Annotated in this window: 20 protein-coding genes; 9 read left to right on the top strand and 11 right to left on the bottom strand. The window is 74.2% G+C overall.

What is annotated here, in order from left to right; all coding sequences use genetic code 11:
• Positions 1–113: 113 nt before the first annotated feature.
• From AGRA3207_RS32060 to AGRA3207_RS32045, 4 genes are all read right to left on the bottom strand, one after another.
• A complete protein-coding gene (locus tag AGRA3207_RS32060; protein ID WP_231330862.1) occupies positions 114–1,397 on the bottom strand; it encodes a sugar ABC transporter permease in 1,284 nt (427 codons plus the stop codon).
• A gap of 13 nt (positions 1,398–1,410) precedes the next feature.
• On the bottom strand, positions 1,411–2,196 hold the full coding sequence (locus AGRA3207_RS32055) for an ATP-binding cassette domain-containing protein (RefSeq protein WP_231330861.1): 786 nt from the start codon (positions 2,194–2,196) through the stop codon (positions 1,411–1,413).
• A 108-nt stretch (positions 2,197–2,304) separates the two neighbouring features.
• Positions 2,305–3,384: a sugar ABC transporter substrate-binding protein gene (locus AGRA3207_RS32050; RefSeq protein ID WP_231330860.1), complete on the bottom strand. Its 1,080-nt coding sequence runs from the start codon at positions 3,382–3,384 to the stop codon at positions 2,305–2,307.
• A gap of 317 nt (positions 3,385–3,701) precedes the next feature.
• Entirely contained in the window at positions 3,702–3,998 is a 297-nt protein-coding gene (locus AGRA3207_RS32045; RefSeq protein WP_067461675.1) for a hypothetical protein, read from the bottom strand.
• Positions 3,999–4,193: 195 nt separating this feature from the next.
• Here AGRA3207_RS32045 and AGRA3207_RS32040 point away from each other — a divergent pair, with 195 nt between their 5' ends.
• Positions 4,194–4,958 (top strand): hypothetical protein, encoded by a 765-nt coding sequence (locus tag AGRA3207_RS32040; RefSeq protein WP_231330859.1) that lies wholly within the window; start codon positions 4,194–4,196, stop codon positions 4,956–4,958.
• 82 nt (positions 4,959–5,040) lie between these two features.
• Here the strand turns inward: AGRA3207_RS32040 and AGRA3207_RS32035 are convergent, their stop codons facing one another.
• Positions 5,041–5,724 carry a peptidyl-tRNA hydrolase gene (locus tag AGRA3207_RS32035; RefSeq protein WP_231330858.1) on the bottom strand — a complete coding sequence of 228 codons (684 nt, stop codon included), beginning with the start codon at positions 5,722–5,724 and terminating at the stop codon, positions 5,041–5,043.
• A 137-nt stretch (positions 5,725–5,861) separates the two neighbouring features.
• Between AGRA3207_RS32035 and AGRA3207_RS32030 the strand changes: the two genes are divergently transcribed.
• A complete protein-coding gene (locus AGRA3207_RS32030) occupies positions 5,862–6,932 on the top strand; it encodes an apolipoprotein A1/A4/E family protein (RefSeq protein ID WP_231330857.1) in 1,071 nt (356 codons plus the stop codon).
• A 5-nt stretch (positions 6,933–6,937) separates the two neighbouring features.
• Here the strand turns inward: AGRA3207_RS32030 and AGRA3207_RS32025 are convergent, their stop codons facing one another.
• Both AGRA3207_RS32025 and AGRA3207_RS32020 read right to left on the bottom strand, forming a co-directional pair.
• Positions 6,938–7,567, bottom strand: a complete 630-nt coding sequence (locus tag AGRA3207_RS32025) for a TetR/AcrR family transcriptional regulator (protein ID WP_231330856.1) — start codon at positions 7,565–7,567, stop codon at positions 6,938–6,940.
• Between the two features lie 149 nt (positions 7,568–7,716).
• Positions 7,717–9,804, bottom strand: a complete 2,088-nt coding sequence (locus AGRA3207_RS32020) for an MMPL family transporter (protein ID WP_231330855.1) — start codon at positions 9,802–9,804, stop codon at positions 7,717–7,719.
• A gap of 262 nt (positions 9,805–10,066) precedes the next feature.
• Here AGRA3207_RS32020 and AGRA3207_RS32015 point away from each other — a divergent pair, with 262 nt between their 5' ends.
• On the top strand, positions 10,067–10,297 hold the full coding sequence (locus AGRA3207_RS32015; protein ID WP_231330854.1) for a hypothetical protein: 231 nt from the start codon (positions 10,067–10,069) through the stop codon (positions 10,295–10,297).
• Here the strand turns inward: AGRA3207_RS32015 and AGRA3207_RS32010 are convergent.
• The 3 genes from AGRA3207_RS32010 to AGRA3207_RS32000 form a co-directional block, all read right to left on the bottom strand.
• Positions 10,272–10,958 (bottom strand): response regulator, encoded by a 687-nt coding sequence (locus AGRA3207_RS32010; protein ID WP_231330853.1) that lies wholly within the window; start codon positions 10,956–10,958, stop codon positions 10,272–10,274. The two genes, AGRA3207_RS32015 and AGRA3207_RS32010, sit on opposite strands and share 26 nt — an antisense overlap.
• The gene (locus AGRA3207_RS32005; protein ID WP_231336456.1) at positions 10,955–11,749 is read right to left on the bottom strand and encodes a sensor histidine kinase; all 795 of its coding nucleotides are present in this window, start codon (positions 11,747–11,749) and stop codon (positions 10,955–10,957) included. The genes AGRA3207_RS32010 and AGRA3207_RS32005 overlap by 4 nt, the downstream gene beginning before the upstream one ends.
• 524 nt (positions 11,750–12,273) lie before the next feature.
• Complete coding sequence (locus tag AGRA3207_RS32000) at positions 12,274–12,573, bottom strand: Dabb family protein (protein ID WP_231330852.1); 300 nt, start codon at positions 12,571–12,573, stop codon at positions 12,274–12,276.
• Positions 12,574–12,769: 196 nt separating this feature from the next.
• Between AGRA3207_RS32000 and AGRA3207_RS31995 the strand changes: the two genes are divergently transcribed.
• The 5 genes from AGRA3207_RS31995 to AGRA3207_RS40385 all read left to right on the top strand — a co-directional run bounded on the left by AGRA3207_RS31995 (position 12,770) and on the right by AGRA3207_RS40385 (position 17,144).
• Entirely contained in the window at positions 12,770–14,431 is a 1,662-nt protein-coding gene (locus tag AGRA3207_RS31995; RefSeq protein ID WP_231330851.1) for a bifunctional lysylphosphatidylglycerol flippase/synthetase MprF, read from the top strand.
• Between the two features lie 358 nt (positions 14,432–14,789).
• A complete protein-coding gene (locus tag AGRA3207_RS31990) occupies positions 14,790–15,149 on the top strand; it encodes a hypothetical protein (protein ID WP_231330850.1) in 360 nt (119 codons plus the stop codon).
• A 292-nt stretch (positions 15,150–15,441) separates the two neighbouring features.
• Positions 15,442–16,143: an endonuclease V gene (locus AGRA3207_RS31985; RefSeq protein ID WP_231330849.1), complete on the top strand. Its 702-nt coding sequence runs from the start codon at positions 15,442–15,444 to the stop codon at positions 16,141–16,143.
• A 149-nt stretch (positions 16,144–16,292) separates the two neighbouring features.
• The gene (locus tag AGRA3207_RS31980; protein ID WP_231330848.1) at positions 16,293–16,898 is read left to right on the top strand and encodes a TetR/AcrR family transcriptional regulator; all 606 of its coding nucleotides are present in this window, start codon (positions 16,293–16,295) and stop codon (positions 16,896–16,898) included.
• 30 nt (positions 16,899–16,928) lie between these two features.
• A complete protein-coding gene (locus AGRA3207_RS40385; protein WP_420830810.1) occupies positions 16,929–17,144 on the top strand; it encodes a hypothetical protein in 216 nt (71 codons plus the stop codon).
• Here AGRA3207_RS40385 and AGRA3207_RS31975 read toward each other — a convergent pair.
• The gene (locus tag AGRA3207_RS31975; RefSeq protein WP_231330847.1) at positions 17,050–18,462 is read right to left on the bottom strand and encodes an amidase; all 1,413 of its coding nucleotides are present in this window, start codon (positions 18,460–18,462) and stop codon (positions 17,050–17,052) included. The two genes, AGRA3207_RS40385 and AGRA3207_RS31975, sit on opposite strands and share 95 nt — an antisense overlap.
• 71 nt (positions 18,463–18,533) lie before the next feature.
• Here AGRA3207_RS31975 and AGRA3207_RS31970 point away from each other — a divergent pair, with 71 nt between their 5' ends.
• Positions 18,534–19,094, top strand: coding sequence for a TetR/AcrR family transcriptional regulator (locus AGRA3207_RS31970; protein WP_231330846.1), 561 nt, complete (start codon positions 18,534–18,536; stop codon positions 19,092–19,094).
• The last annotated feature ends 170 nt before the right edge of the window (positions 19,095–19,264 follow it).

Raw genomic sequence — 19,264 nt, 5'->3', positions numbered from 1 at the left:
GCGCCGAACGGTCGTGGGTGGTGAGCGTATCAGCCGCGCCCCGCGGTCCCAAGCCGGCGGCGATCCACCCGCCGCCGGGGTGCCGGTGTCCGTCCCGGTCCGCGGTCACGGCCTCACCTGCCCGTGGCCGTCCGCCGGCGCCTGGCCAGCGCGTCGATGCTCGCGGCGAGCAGCAGCACGGCCCCGGTGATGAGGAACTGCAGGTACGCCTTGGTGCCGAGCAGGCCGAGCCCGTTCTCGATGATCGCGATGACGAGGCCGCCGAACACCGCGTCGCGGGCCTTGCCGCGCCCGCCGAACAGGCTCGTCCCGCCGATGACGGCCGCGCCGACCGCGTACAGCAGCGTGTTGCCGCCGCCCGCGTCGGTGGTGACGGAGTTGAGCCGGGACGCGGCGACGATGCCGCTGATCGCGGCCATCCCGGACGCGATCATGAAGACGGAGATCCGGATCCGGGTGACGTTGATGCCGGCGCGGCGCGCGGCCTCGGCGTTCCCGCCGACCGCGTAGATGTGCCGCCCGTAGGGCGTGCGGCCGAGCACGAACGTGCAGACGATGAGCAGGGCGCCGACCAGCGGCACGCCCCACGGGACGCCGCCGAGCGTGACCAGCGGGCTGGGCGCCCGGTCCAGGCTGAGCAGGTAGGTGCCGGCCAGCAGCGCCAGCGCGACGAGGCCGGACTGGGCGAGCACCAGCTCCAGGGGACGGGAGTGGAGCCCGCGGACGCGCTGGCGCCGCCAGCGCAGCAGCTGCGTCCCGGTGTATCCGGTGACGCACGCTGCGGCGAGCGCCCAGCCGAGCCAGATCGGCATGTTCTTGTTGGCGAGGGCGACGATGACGTCGTCGCGGACGGGCACCGTCCCGCCGTCGCCGATCATCCGCAGCGTGACGCCCTGGAGCCCGAGGAACAGCGCGAGCGTGACGACGAACGACGGGATCCGCACCACGGCGACCAGCCAGCCGATGAGCGTGCCGATGACGATGCCGATCGCCACCGCCGAGATCACCGCGACGTACCAGGGCTGTCCCGAGCCGGCGATGAGCTTGGCCATCACCGCCGCGCAGACGCCGCTGGCGACGCCGGCGGACAGGTCGATCTCGCCGAGCAGCAGCACGAACACCAGGCCCATCGCGAGGATGGTGATGGGCAGTGCCTGCGTCGAGAGGTTCGCGATGTTGCCCTTGCTGAGGAAGGTGTCGGGCTTCAGCGCGGTGAACAGCGCGACCAGCGAGATCAGGCCGAGGACCGCGGGCAGCGCGCCGATCTCCCCGGCGCGGATCCGGTTCCGGTAGTCCAGCAGGGCCGAGCGCAGGTCGTGCTCGCGGCGGTCGGCGGCGAAGTCCGCGGGCGGACGCGTGAGCGCCGCCTCCTTGCCCCCGGGGATGTCGGTGGACACCTCGCGTCCCCTTTCAGATGCTCTCGGCGGCGGTCGTCGGCGCGAGGCCGAGATCACCGGAACGGCCGGCGGTGATGAGCTCCACGACCTGGCCGCGGGTGACCTCGGAGCGGGCGACGTCCGCCGCGACGCGTCCGAGGTACAGCGCGGTGACACGGTCGGCGACCTCGAACACGTCGTTCATGTTGTGCGAGATGAGCACGACCGCGTGCCCGGTGTCGGCGAGGCGGCGGACGAGGTCCAGGACCTGCCGGGTCTGCGCGACGCCGAGCGCGGCGGTCGGCTCGTCCAGGATCACGACCTTCGACTCCCACAGGGCCGCCTTGGCGATGGCGACGGTCTGGCGCTGGCCCCCCGACAGGCTCGCGACCTGCTGCCGCACCGACGCGACGGTGCGGACCGACAGCCGGGCGAGGGTGCTCCTGGCCGCCTCCTCCATGGACGCCTCGTCCAGGACGATGCCCCTGCGCCGCTCGCGGCCGAGGAACATGTTCTGGACGATGTCGAGGTTATCGGCGAGGGCGAGGTCCTGGTAGACGACCTCGATGCCGAGGGCGGCGGCGTCGCGCGGGCCGCCGATCCGCACCTGGCGGCCCTCGAACTCGACGCTCCCGGAGTCGATCGGGTGGATTCCGGCGATGCACTTGATGAGGGTGGACTTGCCGGCGCCGTTGTCGCCGACGAGGGCCATCACCTCGCCGAGCCGCGCGGTGAAGTCCACGTCGCGCAGCACGTGGACGGCGCCGAAGCTCTTGTTGAGGCCGGTCAGGCGGAGGACGGGGTCGCCGTTTTCTGCCACGAGTCTCCTTCCAGGGTCGGCGTGGTGCCCGCGACGGGCCCGTCGGGCGGCCGGGGTGCCGGCCGCCCGCGCAGGGGTGGGCCCGCCACGGAGTTCAGTGGGACGGGCTCACCGGACGCCCGCGTCCGCGCACTTGGCGGCGTAGGCGCCCTTGCAGAGGTCGGACGCCTTGACGAAGCCGTCGCCCACGACCTGCTTGACGTTCTGCTTGTTCACGCCGATGGGGGTCAGCAGCACCGAGGGGACGTCCCGCTTGCCCTGCGGGTCGCGGGTGGTGCCGTTGGTCTGCCCCTTCTCGCCCTTCAGCAGCGCGACGGCGAGCTTGGCGGCGGCCTCGGCCTCCTGCTTGACGGGCTTGTAGACGGTCATGCACTGCGTGCCGTCCAAGATGTTCTGGAGGCCCTGGAGGGTCGCGTCCTGGCCGGTGACGGCGACCTTCCCTGCCTCGCCGTTCTTCTTGATGATGGACACGGCCGCGTTGCCGAGGTTGTCGTTGGCCGCGAGGACGCCGTCGATCCGGCCCTTCTGCTCGGTCCACATCTGCTCGAAGATGGTCGCGGCCTTCTCGGGCTTCCAGTCGGGGACGGCCTGCTCGGCGACCTTCCGGTAACCGGTGACCTTGTCCAGGACGCTGTGGGCACCCTGCGCGAACAGGGTCGCGTTGTTGTCGGTGGGGGCGCCGTTCAGGTAGGCGACGTTCGCGGGCTTGTCGCCCAGGCACGCACGCAGGCCCTTGCCGAGTTCCTCGCCGACCTTCACGTTGTCGAAGGAGACGTAGTAGTCCGCGACGCCCCCGAGCGTCAGCCGGTCGTAGTCGATGGTCTTGACGCCCTGGGACTGCGCCTTGCGCTGGACGGCGGCGGCCGAGTTGGAGTCCAGCCCGTCCACGACCAGGACCGTCGCGCCACTGGTGATCATCTGGTCGGCGATCGTCTGGAAGCGCTGGGTGGAGCCCTCGGCGTTCTGGATGTCGTAACGGACGCCCGCGGCCTTGAACGCCTGCTCCAGGTAGGGCCGGTCGAAGCTCTCGTAGCGGGTGGAGGACGTGGTGTCGGGCAGGATCACGCCGACCTTGCCCTTGACCGGGCCGGAGGCGCCCTGAGAGTCACCGGAGTCGTCCCCGCAGGCGGTCAGGGCGAGCGCCGCGGCCGCGGACAGGGCGGTGAGGCTGAGGATCCCCTTGCGCATAGCCAGGGTCCTTTCGGGGGGTGGTGGCCGCGGACGCGGCTGGAATGTTGTGCCACGCAACTTATGTCGCCCTTGCCCTATACGCCAGATGTGTCGGGCGACCGGTTTGTTGTGGGCAGTAACAATCTAGTAACGCGAGATCAGCCGGGGAGTGGCGGAGGAGGGCGCGGAGGATCGTCCTGCGGACGCGGCGGGAGGGGCGTCAGAGGCGGGGGGCGCTTATGTTCGGGGCCTCAACATTCGGGGGGACCGCCCCAGCCGTGATCATGCAGGGGGCCGCCGGAGTGGGCCGGCGCCAGGCTGCATGATCACGTCGTTCAGCGGGCGGCGAGGACCAGCGCGACCCGGTCGGCCGCGGCGGCGACGTCGTCGGCGGTCGCGATGCGCTCGGCCCACGACCACCAGTACCACCACCCGTCCGCGCCCTGCTCCGCCAGGATGTTCTCCGTGAGGGCGGACGCGTCCGGGTTCATCACGTGCAGGCTCGGCGACTGGCCGCGGGGCAGGGTGAGACGCACCCGGAAGCCCCGCTTCGCCAGCTCGTCGCCGAGCTCTTCCAGATATTCGATCCGCGTCCTCGAAGGTGCGGCGGTTCCCGTATCGTCAGGCGTCATCCTCGTCTTCCTCGTGGACTCCGCGCGGCCCGACGGACACTCACCCTTCCGTCTCCCCGCCCCGACCGCAAGCACTTCGGGCAGGTCAGCGCGGGTGCGCCGGACGGACGAGCGGGCAGGGGGCACGCGTCCCGGGTGCCGGGGACCCTATCCGGGATATCTTGCGCCTAACAGGCGAACGTGAAGATGGGGGCGATGATGACGGTGAGCGCGGGGTCGAATCCGGAATGGACCCGGCCCGACCAGCGGCTGCCGGAGCCCCCGGGCACCGATCCCCCGGCACCCGGATCCCCCGCCCCCGGCGACGCGACCATGGTGGACCCGTCCGCCGGGCCGGCGGCGCCCGCGCCGGTGCAGCCGGCCGTCCCGCCGCCGTCGCCGCCCGTCCAGCCGGGCCCCGTCCCTCCCGCCGGCGGGCCGCCGGGCGGCGCCGCGCTCCAGGGCGGCCAGGGCTGGCACCGCCTCCACTACGTGGTCGGGGTGTTCCTCCTGGCCTACGGCGTGACCGGGATCGCGACGGCTGCGCTGCTGTGGGACGACCGGCGCGACGAGTTCGAGCGGTACTTCGCGTCCGGGCCCGCCGTGGGCCTGCTCGTCCTCGTCAAGGCGGTCGAGGTCCTGCTCGTCCTCGTCACCGCGGCGGCCCTCGTGCGCCGCCGGGACACCTGGCTCGTGCCGCCGCTCGCGGGCTGGATGGCGGGGTTCGCGATGTTCGCCGTCCTGGACGTCCTCACGGGCCGGTGGGGCGGCCTGCTGGAGCACCTCGTGTACCTCGCGGGCTTCGTCGTCCTGCTGTTCCTGTCCTACGGGCTGAGCGCCAAGGCCCAGCTCACCGCGGACGCGCGGGCCAGGCGCGCGGCGGGCGCGGACGCGGCCGGAGCCGGTCCCGGAGAGGGCCGCCGGCTGACCAGGACGCAGGAGTTCGCCCTCTCGGCGATCAACCGCCTGCCGCGCCGCTGACCAGCGGCGGTCCCGCCGGTCAGGGCCGGGGCCGTACGCGATCTCGGCAAGTGCCGCCGTCGGAGTCCGGCGGCGGCGCGCCTCAACGGGGAAGCCAGGCGATGGCGGTCATCGTGCCGGGCGGGACCTCGGTGAAACCGCCGTCGCGGACGGCGACCGCGGCGCGCTTCACGCAGTCCCGCCATGGGACGTCCCGCGCCAGGGCCACGCGCGCGCCGCCCGCGATCCACGCCGCCACGTCGCGGCGGCGCCCCTGGCGCAGCAGCAGCTGGGCCGCGTGCCCGCACTGCGCGGCGGCCTTGCCCGTGGTCATCGTGACGTCCGGGTTGAGGGCGATCGCCGCGTACGGCGGCTCCGGCGGCGGCCCGGGTTCGCCGTCCTCCAGGTCGAGGCCCGCGACCTGGAGCCTCGCCAGCTCCGGCGCTACGTCCGCCATCGGGCCCGGCACGAACGCGCGCACCTCCGCGCCCGCGTGGACGACCGTGAGGCCGGGAAGCTTCTCCGCTTCAGGCCAGCGCACTCCGCGCGCGCGCCGAGTCACCTTGCGGATACGACGCGACTCCCATTCATGGACGGCATCGGCCCACTCTCCCTCCGGCTCGGCCGCACGCGGATCGGTCAGCAGGCGGACGACGGCCATCGCCGCTGCCTCGCACACGGCACCGTGGTTGGGCGGATCCGCCTTCTCCGCGCGTACCACGATCTGCATCGCCCAGGGCGGGTCGTCCATGGGGTCGACGTCTGAAGGGAAAGCGTCCGGTCGCACGCATGGAGTATTCCAAACACCTCTCGGAGGACTTCCCCCAGGCGGTTGTGGGTACTGCAACTCTTATGGTCCCCCGGACGTCAGTTCTGGTGCAGGGGCTGAAGGGCACGGCGGAGGAGTCTGGTCGGAGGTCGCCGGTGACCAGTGGCGCGTGGAGCGATTCCATCCCCGGGATCGGTACGTTTTTCGTCGGCATCGACGTCGCCCCGGGCCGGTACCGGTGCGACGACGGCAAGGGCGGCTGGTGGGTCCGCTTCACCGGGCCCGGCGGCGGCGATCCGGTCGGCTCCTGGCCGCTGCCCGCCGGCCCCACCGAGATCGAGATCTCGCCCACCGACTTCGCGTTCGAGACGCACATCGGGACCTACTGGCGGCGGATCGCGCCCGCCCGCGACCCGCGGGACGGCCCCGCCGCGGAGCCCCGACCGGTCGCCGACCCGACGCTGCGCGCCGAACTCGACACGCTCGTGGCGCGGCGCCGGCCGCTGCTGTGGCTGGCGCCGCTCACCGTCCTCGGGCTCGGGCTCATCGGGTCACCGCTGCTCGGCTCCCTGTGGCTGGTCGGCCTCGGCATGCTCGCCGTCCTGGTCGCGCTCGGCACCCCGTCGGTCTCCCTGGACCTGCGCCGCGCCCGCGAGCTGGAACGGCGCCGCGACCGCTACCTCACGCCCGAGGACTTCGACGGCCCGGCCCGCGCGCTGCTCGTGCGCACGCAGGGAGCCGTCGACGCCGTCCGCGACTCGGAGGTCAACCGGGAGGGCCTGCTGGACACCGTCGACAATTCCGTCACGCTGCCGCGCCAGGAGTGGGAGATCGCGCAGGTGCTCGCCCGGCAGTCGAGGCTGCGCGGCGAGCAGGAGGAGATGGGCGAGGCGGCGGAGCTCCCCGAGGTGAAGGCGGCGCTGCGGCCGCTGCGCGAGAAGCTCGACGTCTCCGTCGAGGCGGTCACCCGGCGGGTCGAGGCGCTGGAGCGCTACGCCGACCGCGTCCGCGCGGCCGACGAGGCGCTGCGCGCCCAGCGGCACCTGGAGGCCCTGTCCGAGAAGGCCCACGAGTACGACGAGCTGCTCGCCGACACCGTCCGCGACGACCTCGCGGTCCCCGCGATCGAGCGCCTCACCGAGCAGTCCGACACCCTCGTCCGCACGCTCCGGGCCCGCCTGGCGCAGGCCGCCGAGGCGGGCGACGAGCTGCCGCCCGCCCCGTAGCGGGTTCAGGCGCGGGGACGGCCGGGACGGGCGGGCGCGACGGTATCCCGGGCGCCGCCGAACAGCTCGTCCAGGTGATAGCGCAGCAGGTCGGCGGCCTGGCCGGGGCCCCGCTGCCCCACCAGGACGCTCGTGCCCAGCCCGTGGGCGAGCGCGAGCAGCCGCGCGGCCTCGGCGCCCGGATCGGCGTCCGGCCGGATCGCGCCGTCCAGCACCTCGGCCAGCCGGTCCTCCAGGCGCCGCGGGCCGTCGACGAACGGCTGGGCGGCGAGCGAGGCGTCGGTCATCGACAGGACGGCGTAGGCCGTCCACACCTGGTGGAACGCGCGGCTCTCCGGATCGGTCGGCAGCGCCTCGTCCAGCAGCGCCTCGGCGTAGGCGCGCGCGGACGGCTCCGGCAGGGCCGCCAGCCGCGCGGCACACCGCTCCCGGCTGAGCCGTTCGAGCCGTTCGAGCGCCGCGTTCATCAGATGCGCCTTGCTCTCGAAGTAGTACTGGACGAGCCGCAGCGACACCCCGGCCTCGGCCGCCACCGACCGCATGGTCACGGCGTGGAGCCCGTCCCGTCCGGCCACCCTGACCAGCCCGTCGGTGATCTGCGCGCGGCGCGCGTCGTGATCCGCGGTTCTCGGCACCACCCGATCCTCTCGCACCACCATCCTGATACAGACGTATCATAATGGTGCGCCCGTATCGGACGGGAGGCCATGACCCGGCGTGACCGGGCGGTCCTCGCCCTCGCGTGCGCTCGCCGAGCACCACCTCAAGGTGATGTCCGACGGCATCAACGTCCACTGGCCGGGAGCAGCCTGGCCAGCGGCCGGGGAAGCCACCAGTTGGCCTCGCCGAACAGCTCCATCAACGCCGGGACGAGCACCATCCGCACGATCGTCGCGTCGATCAGGATCGCCACGCCGAGCCCGAGCCCGATCTGCTTGACCGCGACGTCCGCGCCGAGCAGCACCGACAGGAACACCATCACCATGATGGCGGCGGCGGCGGTGATCACGCGGGCGGTGCGGGCGAGGCCCTCCGCGACCGCCTCGCGGGTCTCGACGCCGCTCCGGTGCACCTCGCGGATGCGCGAGACCAGGAACACCTCGTAGTCCATCGAGAGACCGAACAGGATCGGGAACATCATCAGCGGCACCCACGTGGTCACCGGCATGTCCGTGGGGAACCCGAGGGCACGCCCGGCCCAGCCCCACTGGACGACGGCGGTCAGCACGCCGTACGCCGCCGCGATCGACAGCAGGTTCATCAAGGCGGCCTGCAGCGCCACGGTGACCGACCGGACGAGCGCGACCAGCAGCAGCAGCGACAGCCCGACGACCACCGCGATCAGCCACGGCAGCCGCGCGCCCACCTCGTCGGCGAAGTCGATGGACGCCGCGTTCGGGCCGCCGACGTAGGCGGTGACCCCCGTCCCGGCGGTGGCGGCGGGGAGGACCTCGTCCCGCAGCCTGTGGACGAGGCGCGGCGTCTCCTCGTCCTGCGCGCCCGTCTTCGGGAAGGCCATGACCATGGACGCGGCGCCGTCCGCGCTGACCCGCGGAGGCTGGACGGCCGCGACGCCCGGGGCCGCGCGGACCGCGGCGGCGACGCGCGAGGCGTCCCCGCCCTGCGTGACGATCACCAGGGGCGCGGCGGTGCCGGGCCCGAAGCCCTCCGCCAGGATCCGGTGGGAGGCGTACCCGCTGGTGTCGTGCGGCTGGGTGCTGGAGTCCGGCACGCTCAGCCGCATCGACAGCGCGGGGGCGGCCAGCACCAGCAGCACCGCGGCGGCGGCGAGCCCCGCCACGACCGGGTGCCGCTGGACGGTCCGCGCCCAGCGCTCGGCGAGCGGCCGGCGGGCGCGGCCGAGGCCCGGCACCCGGAACCGGTCGATGGCGTGCCCGGTGAAGCCGAGCAGCGCGGGCAGCAGCGTCACGGCGCCCAGCATCGTCATGAGAACGGCCAGCCCGGCGGCGACCGCGACGCCGTTGAGCAGCTTCTGCTGCATCACGAACAGGCCCATCAGCGCGATCACGACCGTGGTGCCGGCGAACAGCACGGCGCGTCCGGCGGTCGTGATGGCGGTGACCGTCGCCTCCTCGGGATCGCTCCCGGCGTGCAGTTCCTCGCGGTACCGGGTGACGATGAACAGCGCGTAGTCGATGCCGACCCCGAGGCCGATGAGCGCCGCGACGATCGGGCTGAAGGACGGCGCGGGGAGCACGTGGCCGAGCAGGGCGACCAGGCCGAGCCCGGAGCCGATGCCGAGCAGCGCCGTCAGGATCGGCAGGCCCATCGCCAGCAGCGACCCGAACGCGATCAGCAGGATCACCACGGCGGCGAGGACGCCGATGCCCTCGGCCGATCCCCCGCCGGGCGTCTCGGCGGCGTCCACCGCCTCGCCGCCCATCTCCAGCCGGACGGGCCCGCCGCGCGACCGGACGTCCTCCAGGAGCGCCTTCACGTCGGCGACGGGCATGTCCTCGGCGGTGACGTCGAGCGCGGCGGTGGCGAACGCCGTCCGCCCGTCCGCGGAGATCTGGCCGGGCGTGCCGTACGGCGAGGTCACCGACGACACGTGCGGGGTCCGGCGGATCCGCTCGATCGCCCGCTCCACGCGCGCCCGGACGTCCGGTGCCCGCACGCCGCCCTCCGCGCGGACGGCGAGGGTGACGGTGTCGCCGCTCTGCTTCGGGAAGTGGTCGTCCAGCAGCCGGCCGGCCTTCGCCGAGCCGGAGTCGCCGCCGGAGAAGTCGTTGAGCGGGTCGGCCGCGAAGCCGAAGCCGAGGACGATCACCGCGATCGTGCCCGCGATCCACGCGGCCACCGTCAGGCGCCGCCTCCGGTGGCAGAGCCGGGCGAGCCGGGCCAGTGTCATGGGAAACCACCTTCGCGGACGTGCCGCTAGCAAGGGACGGATGCGTTCCCCTGGAGCCTTCCTTCTCGCGGGGCGGCCGGGCATCCGGCGTGCGATGTCATCCGGCCGGCCGGATACTTCGGTTGGAGTACGCCCGGCGCGGTATCCCACCGTGGGGCGCTCCCAACCCCCATAGTGTGTTTAGTCACAATTTGCCGAGTAGGGGTGACACTTTGGCCCATGGGGACGCTGTTACCGGAGACGACTTCGGGGGGAGGACGACATGACGGCTCAACGGGGCGCCGCCGGTCGCGAGGAACCCACGCCCGCCGCCTTGCGCGCCGCGACGGCGCGGGGGCTGCAGGAACAGTTCCCGGGAGTGCGCGTCTGGTACGGCGAGTCCACCCGGTCCTGGTGGGCCCTCGTCCCCACGAGGCACGGTCCCCGGCTTCTTGAGGCGCCCTCGCCCCAGGAGCTCCGCGAGGAGGTCATGAGCGCCCGGAACCGGGGGTGACCAGCCCCGACTCGTACGCGAGCACGACCAGCCGGACCCGGTCACGCACGCCGAGCTTGCCCATGGCCCGGCTCACGTGCGTCTTCGCGGTGAGGGGGCTGACCGCGAGCTCACCGGCGATCTCCTCGTTGGACAGGCCCCGCCCGACGAGCCGCACCACCTCGCGCTCCCGTCCGGTGAGCACGCGGAGCGGCCCCGCGGCGTCCCGCGCGGCCGCCGGCGCCGGGTCCGGCCGCCGCGCGACGAACCCCTCGATGACGGCGCGCGTCACCGCGGGCGCCAGCAGCGACTCCCCGGCCGCGACGACGCGCACGGCGCGCAGCAGGTCGGCGGGCTCGATGTCCTTCACCAGGAACCCGGCGGCGCCCGCGCGCAGCGCCCGGTAGACGTCCTCGTCCTCGGTGTAGGTGGTGAGCACCACCACCCGCACCGCGGCGAGCGCCGGGTCCGCGGCGATCCGGCCGATCGCGGTGAGCCCGTCGATCTCGGGCATCCGCAGGTCCATCAGCACCACGTCCGGCCGCAGCCCGCGGGCCAGCGCCACCGCCTCGCCGCCGTGCTCGGCCTCGCCGACCACCTCGATGCCGTCGGCGGAGTCCAGCAGCATCCGGAACCCCGCGCGGACGAGCGACTGGTCGTCGGCGAGCACGACACGGATCACGGCGCGCCGCCCGCCACCTCCGCGAAGCCCACGGCCGCCCCGGCCGGATCCGCCCCGGCGGGCCCCGCCCCGGCCGGACCCGCGCCTCCCGGAAGGCGGGCGCGGACGAGGAAGCCGCCGGAGGGACCGGCGCCCGCGCTGAGCGTGCCGCCCAGAGCGCGCGCCCGCTCGCGCATCCCGGTGAGCCCGTGCCCGCCGTCCCCATTCGACGGGCCGTCGCCGTCGTCGGCGACCTCCAGGTCGAGGCCGTCACCGGTGTAGGCCAGGCGCACGCGGACCCGGACGTCCGTCCCGGCGTGCCGCAGGACGTTCGTCAAAGACTCCTGCAGGATCCGGTACGCGGCGTGGTCTGCGGCGCCGCCGAGCTCCCCCGCGGGGCCGGTGACGTGCAGCTCGACCGGGACGCCCGACGACCGCACGGCCTCCAGCAGGACCGGGAGCCGGTCCAGCCCCGCGGGCCCGTGCCGTCCCGCGTCCTCGCCGGACCGCAGCACGCCGAGCGTGGCGCGCATCTCCCTGAGCGCCTGTTTGCTGGTCTCCCGGATGGCGGCGAGCGCCGGGCGGAACTCCTCGTCCCGGTCGCCGAGGACGTGCAGGGCGCTCCCGGCCTGCACGGTGATGGTCGCCATGCTGTGCGCGACGGTGTCGTGCAGCTCCCGCGCGATGCGGACGCGGTCCTCCGCCACCCGCCGGGCGGCCTCCGCGTCGCGCTCCTCCACGGCGGCCCGCAGCCGCTCGCGCGTCTCGGCGGCGAGCGCGCGGCGGCTGCGCACCACCTCCGCCAGCAGCATCACGGTCACGGCGAGGGCTGTGTGGGTGACGAAGACGGCCGCCGCTTCCAGCGGCTCGTGGTCCTCCAGGCAGACGATGACGTAACCGGCACTGAAGTAGGCGGCACAGATGCCGACCGCCCAGCGCGTGTGGCCCGCGTAGACGGCCGAGTAGAACGGGACGGCGAGCAGCGCGGTCGGGGGATCCCCGGATATCCCAGTGAGTAGTACACGAACAGCCCCGCGCTGGACAGCAGCAGCGCGGCGACCGGGCGGCGCCGGTGCAGCAGAAGCGGCAGCGTCATCAGCACGCAGATCACGTACGCGCGGGCGTCCGCGGGCACCGAGTGGCTCTCGTCCGACTCGTGGATCATCATGGCGACGACCGTCCCGGCCGCCAGCGTCACGCCCGCGTCCAGGAGCGGGCCGCGCCATCGCAGCGGGCGACCGGAGATCTTCACCCGTCAACGGTACGACGATCCCGCGCCCGGCGGAGGCGGGTCAGGGACGGTTCAGGGGCGACTCAGGGAGAGGTCAGGGCCCGCCTACGTCTCGTACTGGATCGCCGCACGCGAGGCCACGATCGGCGTGATGAAGTGGTCGATCACCGCGCGGTGCGCCGGATGGTCGCGATAGGCCAGGTAGCCCTCCCGGTCGGCGAAGTCGGCGACCACCGCGAAGTCGTAGGACGAGGAGTTCACGCCCGCGTCCGCACCAAGGCTGTACCCCCGGATCTCCGGGATGACGCCGGGCAGCTCGCCGAGCCGGGCCGCGACCTCCTCCTGCTGGCCGGTCGTCGTCCCCTCGGCCCACATGAACATCACCACATGCCGGAAACCACTCATGGCAGCACGGTAGCGCCGCATGGCGCGGCATCGGGGGCGAAGACGGGTTGTCCCTTCCGGACACGGGGTAATAGACATGATCGAAGAGGTGAAAGCGCACCTCTTCGTCATCGCGGGCCAACCGGGAGAGGACGACGTCCGGTCCGGGGAACGGACACCCGAGGACCACGGTCATGGGCTCGGCGGAGGTGTCCTCGTGCGACCAGCGGAAGCGTGGCGGTGGGAGCGGCCCGTCTGGCCGCTCGCACTCGCCACCGCGGCCGTCGCCGCGCTGATCGCCGTGCCGGCGGCGCCCTCCCCGCACTGGCTCGGCCGCCTGTCCCAGCTGGTCACGGGCCGCCCGCTCGCCCCGGCGCACGCCGCCGCGCTCGCCCTGGCCTTCGCGCTGGTGGCGCGCGCCGTCCTGCTGCGCCGCCGCGCGGCCTGGTACGGGCTGCTCGCGCTGGTGACCATGGGGGCGCTCGCCGTCCTCGCGGGCGAGGACGCGCCGTGGCGCCTTCCGCCGCTGGCCGCGGTCCTGGTGGTGCTGTGGACGCGGCGCGAGCGGTTCACGGTGCGCCCGCACCCCGAGCGCGTCCGGACGGCGATGCGCACGGGCGTGGCGCTGGTCGTCGCCGCGACGGCCGCCTCGGTGCTGCTCGGCGGCGTGTCGGTCCGGTCGGCCGGGCGGGACGTGGCGACCGGCCTCGGCGCCACCGGGGCGCCCATCGACGGCGCGTCCTGGCTGCCCGGCGCCCTCGGCGTCGTGGGCACGGCGGGGCTGCTCGTGCTGGTGGCGACGCTGCTCGCACCCGATCCGGCGCCGCCGCCCGGTGATGACGGCGAGCGCGGCCGGGTCGCGCGCCTCGTCGCGCACCCGGGCTCGGACACCCTCGCCCCGTTCGCGCTGCGCCGCGACAAGGCGTACGTGTTCAGCCCGGACGGGCGCGCCGCGATCGGCTACCGGGTGCTGTTCGGCATCGCGGTGGCGGGCGGGGACCCGGTCGGCGACCCGGCCTCGCAGCCGGCCGCCGTCGGCGAGTTCCTCGCGCGCTGCCGCCGGACGGGCTGGCGCCCGGCCGCGCTCGGCGCCGGCGCCGGGATGCTCCCCGCCTGGGGGCGGCTGCGCTCGTTCGGATACGGCGACGAGGTCCTCGTCCGGCCCGCCGGGTTCACGCTCTCGGGACGGCCGATGCGCAACGTCCGGCAGGCGGTCAGGCGCACCGCGAACGCCGGGGTCACGGCGGGGATCGTCGCCGAGCGCGACCTGGCGCCCGGGCTGCGCGCCGACCTGCTGGACGTGGCGTGCCGCTCGCTCGGCGGCGCGGCCGAACGCGGCTTCTCGATGAACCTGGACGAGCTGCTCACCGGCCACCATCCCGGCACGATCGTCGCGGTCGCCTACGACGCGGCCGGCCGTCCGATCGCCTTCCAGCGGTACGTGACCGCCGGGGAGGGCATCAGCCTGGACGCGATGCGCCGCGTCCCCGGCGGGCCCAACGGCGTCAACGAGCGGCTGATCGTCGAGATGGTCGCGTACGCGGGCGAGCACGGGCACGGCGTGGTCTCGCTGAACTTCGCCGCGTTCCGGGAGCTGCTGGACTCCCGCGACCGCGGCGCGCTGGAGCGGATCGGCCACCGGGCGCTCCACCTGCTCGACCCGCTGATCGCGGTGGAGTCGCTGTACCTGTTCGACAAGAAGTTCCGGCCGTCCTACCGGCCGCGCTGCGTCGTGTTCCGCTCCTGGTCCGACATCGGCCGGCTGGCCGCCGCGCTGCTCACGCTGGAGTTCGGACGGACCAGGGCGCGTCCCGCCCGCGCTGCCGGGCAGGCCGCGGGCGAGCCCGCCCGCCGCTTCGGCGCCCACCCGGGCGGCTGACGGGAAACCCGACGCCATTCGCGCGCCAAGCAGGCCGATAATTGACTCGCCGTCGAATTGGCATCCTTTCCGCAGGGTCCGTAACCCCGCATTTTCAATGCCCGTCACACGGTGAGCTGCGACGGAACTCCCGCCCTCTTCGTCAAGACTTGATATGCCCTTCGGCGCGTACGATCCTGGTCGGTGAGGAAGGCCGCGGGCCGACACCCCGCGGTGCCGGACCGTGCGAGTAATTCTGTTTTCAACAAGCATGGTTTCCCCTCCTTGCACGGCCGGGCCGGCACACCGCGGCCCACCTTGAACGATGACGGTTCCGGCGGCGTCTCCCGGTCGCCGCGCGCAAAAGGAGGTGGCTTTCGTGGGCGGCGATGAGCGCATCTGGTGGCACAGGCTGAACGACGACGGCCGGACCTGGACGGGACCGCAGCCCCTTCCCGGCGCCAACAGCTCCGTCGGCCCGGGAGGCACGAACTTCGCCGGGCCCCTGACCGCATGGAAAGGCGTTGACGGCGACCAGGACATCTGGTGGAGTCAACGGCGGGACGGGCAGTGGCGGGCACCGCAAAAGATTTCCGGCGCCGCCACGAGTTTCGACCCCGAACTGGGAATCCGGCAATACGATCTGCCCGGCTTCGAACCCGTCATGCTCTGGAAGGGCGACAACGACGACCAACGCCTCTGGCGGAACCCCCTCAACGGCAGCTCCTACATCGGCTGACCGGACGGCGCCCGGAGCGGCGCGAGGGATGTGCACCCGGGCCCACCGAGCGCTCGACCATCCAGGCGGGAATGGGGTGGCGCGAGGCCCGGCGTGCACCGGACGGCCCGTGCGGGCAGACCCGCACGGGCCGTCCGCCCATCTTGGGACGAGGACACCTGAGAGGCGCGGGCCCGCGAACCGCGAGGTCCCGGCGACAGGACGTGGCGGGAGGGGCGGCGGAGGGCGTCGCGTGTGAGCGGGCACGCACCCGGCACGTGGCCCGGCCCCAGGGGCGGTAGCGTGCCGGTCCATGGAGGTTCGCGACCTGCACCCGTGGCCCGCCACCCCCGAGGCGGCGCTGGCGATCCAGGACCGGCTGCGCCCCCTCCTCGTCCTGGACGAGCCGGGCCCCGCGGAGCCGCGCACGGTCGCCGGGCTCGACGTCTCGTACGCGGGCGACGGCGGCGGCACCGGCGCGCGCCTGGCCGCCGCCGCGGTCGTCCTCGACGCCACGACCCTCGACGTCCTGGAGGAGTCGGTCGTCACGGGCACCGCCGCGTTCCCCTACGTCCCCGGCCTGTTCGCCTTCCGGGAGCTGCCCGCGCTCGTCGAGGCGCTGCGCGGGCTGGAGACCACGCCCGACCTGCTCGCCTGCGACGGGTACGGCGTCGCGCACCCCCGCCGGTTCGGGCTGGCCTGCCACCTCGGCGTCCTCACGGGGCTGCCGACGATCGGCGTCGCCAAGACGGGTTTCGTCGGCGCCTACGAGCCGCCCGGCGCCCGGCGCGGCGACGCGAGCCCGCTGACCGAAGGCGGCGAGGTGGTCGGGCGGGTCCTGCGCACCCAGGACGGCGTGAAGCCGGTGTTCGTGTCCGTGGGCCATCGCGCCGGGCTGGACGACGCGTGCCGCGCCGTCCTGGACCTCGCGCGCGACCACCGTCTGCCCGAGACCACGCGCCGCGCCGACCGCCTGTCCCGCGACGCGCTCACCGCCCGCCCTCCCGCCGCGTGACCACCGCACCGGCGGCGGCCGGCATTGCGTCCGGCCAGGTGGGTGTCATGATGGAGTCCTCCGAGAAACAAGCGGAGACCGTCCCCGGTCGTCCGGGCGCGTTTCTCCGGCCGCACCACCGCTGGACGGCGCCCATGGACACCCGGCCGATGAGAGCCGATGCCCGCCGCAACTACGAGCGACTCGTCGACACGGCCCGCGCGGCCTTCATGGAGCACGGCACCGGCGCGTCCCTCGACGACATCGCCAAGCGCGCCGGCGTCGGCTCCGGCACCCTCTACCGTCACTTCCCCACCCGCGACGACCTCCTGCACGCCGTCCTCCGCGACCAGATCGACCGCCTGCTCACCCACGCCGCCGAACTCCTGGCCGAGGCCGCGCCCGGCACGGCACCGGAGGAGACGGCCCCCGCGGCGGCGCCCCCGGCCGGGGCCGAGGTGGCGCTGGGGCTGTGGCTACGCCTCTACCTCGCGGGCTCGGCGAGCCCGCGCGGCACGTCCGGCGCGATCATCGACGCCATGTCGGCGCGCTGGCCCGGTACCGGCCTCGGCGCGTGCGCGGAGGCGATCTGCGAGGCGCTCGGGCTGCTGCTGGACCGGGCGCAGCGGGCGGGCGCCCTCAGGCCCGACATCGACCCGCGCGATCTCCTCCGCCTCACCAACGCCATCGGCGTCGCCGCCGAGCGCGCCCCCGATCCGGGCGAGTACGCCGACCGGATGCTCACCCTCCTCTTCGACGGCCTGCGGACGAGGTAGGCCGCGCGCTTCGGCGTCCGCGGCCTCACCATGGCCCTGCCGCTCGGCAGGCCGGGCAAGAACACCGAGGTGCCGGGCCTTGTCGCCTACCTGGCGTCGGACGACTCGTCCTGCTGCACGGGCGGCGAGGTCCTCGTCGACGGCGACATGCTCACGGGCGCGGGTCACCGAGCGCAGCCGCGGTCCCCCCGGGCCGTCTACCCACCCACCCCTCGACCGCCTCCAGCTGGGCGGCCAGCGAGATGAGGGTGGCCTCGTCGGAGTCATGCCCCAGGAGCTGCGCGCCGATGGGCAGGCCGCTCTTCGTGAACCCCGCGGGCACGCTCATGGCCGGCCACCCGAGGACGTTCCACGGCCACGCGTACGGACAGGCCGCAGCCGCGCCCGCCTGCGTCCTCCGGTACCCGGCCCCGTCGAAGGCGCCGACCCTCGGGGGCGGCTGCGCGGTCGTGGGCGTGAGCACCACGTCCGCGAACCGGAAGACACGCCCGGCCCTCCGGTGCAGGTACGGTTCCAGCCTCCGGGCCAGGGGAAGCAGCCGCCGTCCCGCCAGCCGCCCGATCCTCGCCTCGGCCAGCGTCCTGGCGTCGGGCCGCGGGTCCGGCATCGCGTCGAGCAGATCGGCGACGCCCGCCGTCGCCCTCGGGACCAGCCCGAGCGCCACGGGCCCGTAGTCGGGATCGGCCGGGAACACCTTGTGCCCCAGGTCGGTGAGCCTGCGCGCGATCCGCTCGACCGCCACGCGGATCTCCGGATCGAGCCTCGAACCGACGCCGAACGCCGTCCGGTACGAGACTGCGACACGGAGCCTCCGCGGCTCCCTCCGGACCGCCTCCACGAAGGGGCGGGCGGGCGGGTCGATCTGGTGGACGTCGTCCGGATGGCTCCCCGCGAGGACGTCCAGCAGGAGCGCGGCGTCACCGACGCTCCGCGCGAGCGCCCCCCACACCGTGATGCCGTGGAAGGGATCGGTCCGCGGATAGGCCGAGACCCGGCCCCGCTGCGGCTTGATGCCGACCAGCCCCGTCCACGCCGCCGGGATCCGGATCGACCCCGCCCCGTCCGACCCCACCGCCGCCGCGACCATGCCCGCCGCCACGGCGGCCGCCGAGCCGCCGGACGAGCCCCCCGGCGTGTACTCCGGGTTCCACGGATTGCGCGCCGCCCCGAACGCCGGCGACTCGCTGAAAGGCCACAGCCCGGCCTCGCACGTCGTCGTCTTCCCCACGATGACCGCGCCCGCCGCCCGCAACCTCCGCACCGGTTCCGCGTCCCGCGTGGCGGGCAGGTGGGCCCCGGCCACCGCGAACGGCGTCGTCTCCCCCGCGAGGTCGGTGTCGTCCTTGATGGCGACCGGCACCCCGAGCAGCGGCAGCCGTTCCCCCGCGGCCAGCCGCTCGTCCGCCCGCGCCGCCTCGGCCAGGGCCGCCTCTTCCCGGACGACCCGGAACGCCCCGAGCGGCGCCCGCCGCCCGATGACCTCCAGCGCGCCGGCGACCAGCTCCGCGGCCGAGACCTCACCCGCCGCCAGCGCCTCCGCCTGCTCCGCCAGTCCCCGCTCCACGCGGCCTCCCGGTCTCGTTCGTTCGAACGAACGATAGCGGCGGCCGTCGTCCTGGGGAAGACTGTGCACCGATGAGCGCCCGCGACCAGATCGTCCAGGCCACCCTCCGCCTCATCGGCGAGCAGGGCATCGGCGCCGTGACCAACCGCGCCGTGGCCCGCGAGGCCGGGGTCTCCCTCGGCTCGCTCACCTACCACTTCCCCAGCCAGGACGACCTGCTCCGCGAGGCCCTGCGCGCCTTCGTCGACGACGAGATCGCCCGCATCACCGCCCACGTGGCCGCCCTCGCCGACTCGGGCATCGGCCCCGACCAGGCCGCCGACCAGGTGGAGAGGGCCGTGGCGGGGTTCGCCCACGGCCCCGAGCAGGTCGCCAACCTCGAACTGCACCTGCACGCCGCCCGCGACCCCGGCATCCGCGACGCCTCGACCCGCTCCGTCGCCGCCTACGACCGCCTGGCCGCGGCCGTCCTGACGGACCTGGGCATCCCCGACGCCGACCGGCACGCCCCGGCCGTGGTCGCCATGCTCTACGGCCTCGCCGTCCGCCGGCTCGCCACCGGCGACACCGCCGCCACCGGCACCGCCGACGCGTTCCGCCTGCTCCTTCTGGGCGCGCTCCCCCGGGCGTGAAAAAGGCTTCTGGCCCGCACGGCCCCCGAGCGGGGTCAACAGGGCCGTGCGGGCCAGAAACCTGTCTCAAACAGGAACCTCAGTCGGAACCTCAGCCGACGTTCACTCTGCTCTCCGCCTGTGCACCTCCGCCGTCTTTGGATGTGACACCGCAACGCTAAGCCGCCCCC

It is taken from the genome of Actinomadura graeca (genome assembly GCF_019175365.1).
Classification (GTDB): Bacteria; Actinomycetota; Actinomycetes; order Streptosporangiales; family Streptosporangiaceae; genus Spirillospora; species Spirillospora graeca.
The sequence above is the reverse complement of the archived record's forward strand: the minus strand, read 5'-3'. Positions and strand labels throughout refer to the sequence as shown.

Excerpts from the sequence above, each read along its gene's own strand:
- AGRA3207_RS32020 (WP_231330855.1), bottom strand. The coding sequence starts at position 9,804 with ATGACACTGGCCCGGCTCGCCCGGCTCTGCCACCGGAGGCGGCGCCTG.
- AGRA3207_RS32040 (WP_231330859.1), top strand. The coding sequence starts at position 4,194 with ATGATGACGGTGAGCGCGGGGTCGAATCCGGAATGGACCCGGCCCGAC.
- AGRA3207_RS32015 (WP_231330854.1), top strand. The coding sequence starts at position 10,067 with ATGACGGCTCAACGGGGCGCCGCCGGTCGCGAGGAACCCACGCCCGCC.
- AGRA3207_RS32005 (WP_231336456.1), bottom strand. The coding sequence starts at position 11,749 with ATGCTGCTGGCGGAGGTGGTGCGCAGCCGCCGCGCGCTCGCCGCCGAG.
- AGRA3207_RS32000 (WP_231330852.1), bottom strand. The coding sequence starts at position 12,573 with ATGAGTGGTTTCCGGCATGTGGTGATGTTCATGTGGGCCGAGGGGACG.
- AGRA3207_RS40385 (WP_420830810.1), top strand. The coding sequence starts at position 16,929 with ATGGCCCTGCCGCTCGGCAGGCCGGGCAAGAACACCGAGGTGCCGGGC.
- AGRA3207_RS32050 (WP_231330860.1), bottom strand. The coding sequence starts at position 3,384 with ATGCGCAAGGGGATCCTCAGCCTCACCGCCCTGTCCGCGGCCGCGGCG.
- AGRA3207_RS32045 (WP_067461675.1), bottom strand. The coding sequence starts at position 3,998 with ATGACGCCTGACGATACGGGAACCGCCGCACCTTCGAGGACGCGGATC.
- AGRA3207_RS31985 (WP_231330849.1), top strand. The coding sequence starts at position 15,442 with ATGGAGGTTCGCGACCTGCACCCGTGGCCCGCCACCCCCGAGGCGGCG.
- AGRA3207_RS31980 (WP_231330848.1), top strand. The coding sequence starts at position 16,293 with ATGAGAGCCGATGCCCGCCGCAACTACGAGCGACTCGTCGACACGGCC.
- AGRA3207_RS31970 (WP_231330846.1), top strand. The coding sequence starts at position 18,534 with ATGAGCGCCCGCGACCAGATCGTCCAGGCCACCCTCCGCCTCATCGGC.